Source organism: Sulfobacillus sp. TH-112 (genome assembly GCF_057473405.1).
Map to the genome: position 1 here is coordinate 1 of NZ_JBYCKN010000143.1, position 6,114 is coordinate 6,114.

The 6,114-nt window shown below is 54.0% G+C and carries 6 protein-coding genes; 1 reads left to right on the forward strand and 5 read right to left on the reverse strand.

Annotated features, from left to right (window positions below):
- Positions 1-491 precede the first annotated feature (491 nt).
- The gene (locus tag ACOJWD_RS10160) at positions 492-1,469 is read right to left on the reverse strand and encodes an alpha/beta hydrolase (protein WP_486993119.1); all 978 of its coding nucleotides are present in this window, start codon (positions 1,467-1,469) and stop codon (positions 492-494) included.
- Positions 1,470-1,569: 100 nt separating this feature from the next.
- On the reverse strand, positions 1,570-2,451 hold the full coding sequence (locus ACOJWD_RS10165; protein WP_486993120.1) for a LysR family transcriptional regulator: 882 nt from the start codon (positions 2,449-2,451) through the stop codon (positions 1,570-1,572).
- Between the two features lie 117 nt (positions 2,452-2,568).
- On the opposite strand from ACOJWD_RS10165, the gene ACOJWD_RS10170 reads away from it, so the two are divergent.
- Entirely contained in the window at positions 2,569-3,759 is a 1,191-nt protein-coding gene (locus tag ACOJWD_RS10170; RefSeq protein ID WP_486993121.1) for an MFS transporter, read from the forward strand.
- 542 nt (positions 3,760-4,301) lie between these two features.
- On the opposite strand, the gene ACOJWD_RS10175 is transcribed toward ACOJWD_RS10170, so the two are convergent.
- From ACOJWD_RS10175 to ACOJWD_RS10185, 3 genes are all read right to left on the reverse strand, one after another.
- A complete protein-coding gene (locus ACOJWD_RS10175) occupies positions 4,302-4,679 on the reverse strand; it encodes a type II toxin-antitoxin system VapC family toxin (protein ID WP_486993124.1) in 378 nt (125 codons plus the stop codon).
- Positions 4,679-4,921: a type II toxin-antitoxin system Phd/YefM family antitoxin gene (locus ACOJWD_RS10180; protein ID WP_486993122.1), complete on the reverse strand. Its 243-nt coding sequence runs from the start codon at positions 4,919-4,921 to the stop codon at positions 4,679-4,681. Before ACOJWD_RS10180 ends, ACOJWD_RS10175 begins: the two co-directional genes overlap by 1 nt.
- Positions 4,922-5,562: 641 nt before the next feature.
- Positions 5,563-5,799: a hypothetical protein gene (locus ACOJWD_RS10185; RefSeq protein ID WP_486993123.1), complete on the reverse strand. Its 237-nt coding sequence runs from the start codon at positions 5,797-5,799 to the stop codon at positions 5,563-5,565.
- Positions 5,800-6,114 lie beyond the last annotated feature (315 nt).

The window sequence follows — 6,114 nt, forward strand, 5'->3', positions numbered from 1 at the left end:
ACATCGAAATCCCGCAGACCCTTCACCCCGGCCACTCGATTAGCGTGACGGTGACCCGATCGGATGGTTCTCGCTTCAGCTTTGAGACCACGGCACGGCTGGATACCCCTATCGACATAGATTACTACCGAAACGGCGGTATCTTGCAAACGGTGCTGCGTAGTTTAGCGCAATAGAGTCTAACCCGTGGTTTTCATGGTCACGCCCCTATCGCTCACACCGATAGGGGCTTTTACAGGCCTTGGACCTACTAGGCCAAGCGACCATCTCATTGAGGAAAGAGCGTTTTTGACAAAATGAATGCTCACGACGCATCCCGCTGTCGGGAATGCACCAGGGATCAAAGACTATATAGAGAAACTGCCCCAGCCGTTTGGCGGATCTTAAGAAATTCAATGGTAAACCACCGACTCATAGTCGCGAATGAGGTACCCACGGCGCATTCCAGCTTCAAGCCAGTGAGGGAGCCCCTTGGTTAGAACTGGTCTCGGCTACCTAGAGGAATCGAGAGACATTTCATCTTGTAAGAAATCCAAAATTTCCTCAGACAGTTGAGACAGTGACGGATCGATAGGCCCGCCGACGGCCACAAATTCATGACCAGCGTGGTGTACCACGATTTCCCGGGCGGGCACATTGGCTGCTCTCAGTCGATTCATCAGCAGTTGAGACTGCGATGCGGGGACAATGCGGTCTTCTGTCCCTTGAATAATTAAAAACGGCGGCGCCCCGGAGTGGACATAGGAGACCGCACTGTCCCTTTTGATGCTCTCAGGGGTGTAGGTCCCAAACACCGGGTTGGGCTTAAGACCGTACCTCTCACGCCAACGCAAGGCGTACAGTCTACGGTCGGTGGGACCAAACATGTCAACCACCCCGCGGATGACAGCACTCTGCGGCGCAGGGCTGGGCCAAGTCAAACCCACAAAGGTCGCCAGTTGTCCCCCCGCACTATCTCCCATGAGAGTCACATCCGACCGATTAATATGTAGGCCTCGAGCATGCGTCGCGATATAGCGTACGGCGTGCTTTACATCCTGCAACGAGTGGGGCCAGGGATAGCGGGGCGCTAAACGATAATTCACGGAGACAAAATCGTCACCTCTTCGGATAACACCCCGTTCCACCGCCACTAAGAGTTGATTATGGGGAGTATTCCGGCGCGTAATGAGTGCACTCCCATATTGGAGTGCCCCACCATGAAAATATATGACGACAGGACGCGACCGTGCGGTGGATGCCGTCGGGCGAAAAATATAAAAAGTCAGCCTCTGGTGACCGATGGTCTGGTAGATAATGCGCTCTCGTTCACCTAAGAGTCCCTTATGCCATCGAGTGAGACTCCGGTGCATCACCGGTTGACTCGCCCCCATGAAATGATTGTCTCCCCGTAATCCCCATGACATGGCAATGGCCGTTACGAGGGCGACGGCTCCCAGCCTCCATGTCTCGTGTCCCCAACGCTTCATTTGCTATGCCACCTCAAGATGATCTTGCCAAGTTTGCGTAGCTTCCATCCGCAGTCGACGTGACGTCCGAGTTCACGAAATACTCGACCCTGGAGCAATATCATCTCCAATAATCTCTGCCATGAAGCGTCCAATAGTTCCAAAGATCTTGCACTAACGGGCGCAACAACGCACGTTCACTCGACACCAAATACACGGCGCGAGTCGGCATGGTAACCATCGAATGATAGGGGATTTCCACCAATGTACCTCTTTGAATCGCACTATTCGTCAACGTCGCCGGCATAAAGGCTACATGGTGCCCCTGTTCAAGAATCTGAATCAGAAGCGCCGCTTGATCCACTTGCACCTCGGGTTGCCAGCCATCAAACTCCTGTCTAAACCAATCAGTAAAAGGGGCCCCCCATTCGACATAGGCCAATCGTTGGTACTCTTTTACGGTATCTGCCTTCATACGTATAGAGAACAAACGTTGAGGAGAGCCGATAAGTGCCAAGCGCTGTTCCATTAGTAATATGCTCTGCAGCCCCTGCTCACTCGACGGAAAATAACTAATCGCCAGATCAATGGTCCCGTCGCGAAGCCATTCTAGTAATTCCCGAGAGTGCCCGGTGACCAGACGCCATGTGACACCTGCCTTCTCTTCACTCCAGCCGGTCAGCAGCGGGATAATGCCTCCCAGCCATTGAGAATGGACGGATCCAAAAACTAAGTGCCCGTGGGATGCCTCCATCTCAGCGGTATCATAAATACGATTAAAGAGAAGGTCGGCACGTTCAAAAAGTGGCATCAATTTGGCGCCGGCCGCCGTCAATATCAGCCGACGGGTGGTACGATCCCAAATCGTGACTCCTAATTCCTGTTCCAATTGTCGCACCCGTGCCGTAATCGTCGACTGCGTCACATGCAACAGATCTGCAGCCCGAGTAAAAGATCTGGTCCGTTCAACGGCAAGAACAGTGCGAACCTGTCCGTGGTCCATAGCCCCTCCTATTTATCGCATTTCTCAATTTATAGGTCAAAATAATTTCATTTCTCCATTATATGTCTTCAGGATACACTGAATCCAAGAGTTAGGCCCCATAAAGGAGTCATCATTATGAATGAATCAAAACATGCCGGCTTCGTCGGTGTTCGCTTCTATCTCGGCGTCGGGTTCCTCTATGCGGCGCACAATCTCTGGACTACACTGCTTTTATGGCAGGTGCTGGTCTTAACAAATTCGGGAACCTTCGTGTCGGTGGCGGTGGCCCTCGCATCCATCCCTACTATCGTAATAGGATTGACCGGCCCCAACTTTGGTCCGTCAAGCCGAATGTCTTGGTGGTTGGGGGGATTCTCCATGATTCTGCTGGGATCCAGTATCAGCCTGCTTCATGCTCCCTTGGGCCTCTTAGGACTTGCCGTCGTTGAAGGCTGGGTTAATGCTCGTGTGCTACCTTTATCTCAAGCCTGGTTAATGACCAAAGTTCCGCGCGACAACATAGCGCAGGCATCGTCGCGATTCGAAATCGCCTCGCGCACCGGTATTGTAGTGGGCCCCCTATTAGCTGGGCTTTTGCTCACCCGATTCCACGCTACCGCGGCCATATTAAGCGCGGCTTTTTTCTTCCTCCTCTCTGCTCTCTGTTGGTGGCATGTCCGAAATGATGGCCGTGACTCACGCTCTTTACAAATTCTGCGACAACGCGACGCTTGGAATGCGATTCGATCTGATGCGTTCCTCAAAACCGCCCTTTCAGTGCGCTCGGTCTCCAATTGGCTCTGGCCTGCGTTTACGGTCACTATCCCACTTCTTACGGCCGTGCCTTGGCATGCACATGCATTAGGCTATGGCGCCATCCGCGCTGTGTGGGGGATAGGTACCGTTTTGGGCACGGTCATAATCGTTCCCTATCTTCTAAAGCAACTCCAAGTGAGCTACTTTTTGTCTTGGTCGCTTACGGGCCTCGCCTTTTTTGCCATTGGACTCAGTGTTCATCTGGAATCGGCGATCATGTGGGTGATCATCGGATCTCTTACAGCGCCGGTGGTTCATATTGCCTTAGACACTCACATCGGTACCCATGTCGATCCCCGTCAACAACCTTCGGTGTTTGCGATTCAACGCCTTATGATGGCCGTGGCAACGCTCATAGGGCTGATATTCGTAGCTACCGTGCTCAAAGAAACTACACCGGGAGATACCTTGAGCGGAGCCGGCGTACTAATGGCCGTCGCCTCCATGATCGGATGGATAACATGGAGGCGACAACCGCGGTTCAATAACACGGTTGCCCAAGACCCCTAACCCATGAGGTATACTTGAGCACCGCGAAAGATCTCCCCGGGTAAGAGCGTGCACTGTCCCTCCATCTACCGGGTGCATTTACGTAACGCGCGCTAACCGTATTGGGCTTCGTTCTGTCTAGCGAACTCACCCCACGCGCCCCGCCTCGGATGCACTTTCTGTTCGTCCGGCCGGAGGTTTGCCGCCGGCTTCCTTCGGATTCCACCTCACGGCAGACACCCTTGCCTTAGGCTAACGGTTGGAACGGTCATCCTCCTTTCAGGACTTTCACCTTAAAGTGCATGCCCATGCCGGGCGCACGAGAAAATCGGGAAGCAACCGCGGTCGCTTCCCGATTCCCTGAACGTCCATCCAAAACCGTCCTGTTAGAGCTCCTCTAACAGAGCTTAAGTCGGGTTGCAAGAAATTTGTGCACCAACACAAACAGTTCGGCGCATTACGATACAGCCGACCGAGGCGTTTGTGCCGTGCTCACAAATTCGCATTCCCAAAGCAAAGCGTCGCGGTCCCTCCCGCCGACCCCACCAACTGTGAACTTCGTATTACGTCACCAGTTGGACCACGTCAGAGTATCTGGCCACGGTCGCATCAGCGGTAAGTAGGCGAAACGGGCCGGCTAGAGCTTGAGCAACGAGGAGCCGGTCAAACGGATCCCTATGAATGGGCGGCAAGCTCGCTACCATACCCGCGTCCTCGGCACTCACGGGCAGCTCCGAAAATCCGCTCGCCTCGATGCCCTTAACGAGGTCGGAAATCTTGGCATCAAGTTTGCCTAAATCGATTTTGATGGCAGCTTCCCAAATGGAGGCTGCACTAACAAGAACCACGTCGGCTTCCGAAATCTGCTCGGAAATCTCCCGCGTAATGCGTGGAGAATCGACCAGGTACCATAAGTAGATATGCGTATCGAGCAACAGCATCACTCGTCGGCCCCTTCAAAACTCCTTTGCACGTCGTCGGGTAACGGCGCATCGAAATCATCGGAAATACGGATCTTTCCACGTAAAAATCCCGGTGTGCGGGTTGGTCGCGAGCTCGTTATCGGGACCAACCGCGCAATGGGCTTGCCCGCCTTGGCAATCGTGACTTCCTCCCCTCGACTCACCTCATCCAGAAGCCGCGAAAGGTGGGTTTTTGCCTCATGAATGTTTACGGATTTCATCAAAGTCACCTCGAATTATCAAACTTAGTCTAGTTTAGTCTTGCTTTGGGTTGTTGTCAAAAGTCAACGGCTTTGGCGGCAAGGCTCCATCAAAGTCCCGCGAAGCCCTGTGGTTTCGCCGTTTTTAAGCGGAGTGGACATTGGCCGATCGAACGGCTCTTGTACATCGAGTGATACCCAGCCCGTGTCTCGGCACCGACGGTAGCGGGGTGTTGGCGCTAAGGCAATCTGTCATCACTTCCGCTAACTTCCCCGTCATTAAGGGGCTGGCGCACGGTCGTCCGAGCATGCTGCACGAGCCGCCCCAAGGCCGGGGATTCGGAATAGGCGTACGCATCAGGGCCATAAGCCTACGCCGATCCCGAATGATTCAAGGGCCTGGGCTCAAGGGCGGTCGAGATGCGTTCGGACACCGTAACTGGGAGAAATTCGTTGCCAAGCGAGTGGGACAAAACACGGGGTTACACGGTGAGATACCGTGTTGTTAATGTTAGGGTAAGTTGACAACGAACTAACTAGGTATAGTGACCAGATTCTGCTCCAGGAATGGTCCATGAGGGCAAGACGCACTGGGGTGCTGTCGAGTCTCCCGTCTTTTGGCCACAAATCCGATGGGTTTTCTCAAATCCCTTGGGCGCGGTTTAAACGTGAAAGCTGGTTCTCGGATAGTGTTGACACCATACCTGGTATAAGATCACTGCCACGATCTTTGTCGGGGCCACGTGACGATCATACTGCTCGGCGAACACCCAATGACGGCACCGCCTCGGCTGTGATACAGCCAGCCTTTCAGGCTGGGACTTGCCGAACAAGGCCCAGGCAATCCCTGCCCCTCCCTTCGGCCAGTGCTCCAAGGGGATCTCATTCGCAACGGTCATGTAAATCGAGACCTTCTCGGCCAAATGAATTGGTACGGTATAGGTGGCCCAGGGCCACGGCTCAAGATCGAAAGGCAGAGGTTACTGTGCACAACCTAGAGGCCAGGTTGCCCTGCAACCTGGCCTCTAGCGAAGACGATGGCTCTCACTCTTACAAATCGTAGGCCAACACACTGAGGACACGGTGAACCCCACTCCGACGTGCGAGCACGCTAGCCGGGAAGGGTTGACAGTGAAATCGGTCGGGATGGCTCCAGTGCCAGTAGGCATAGGCGCGATGCAAGACTTCCACGGCCTGCCACGCCGCCGTTTCCG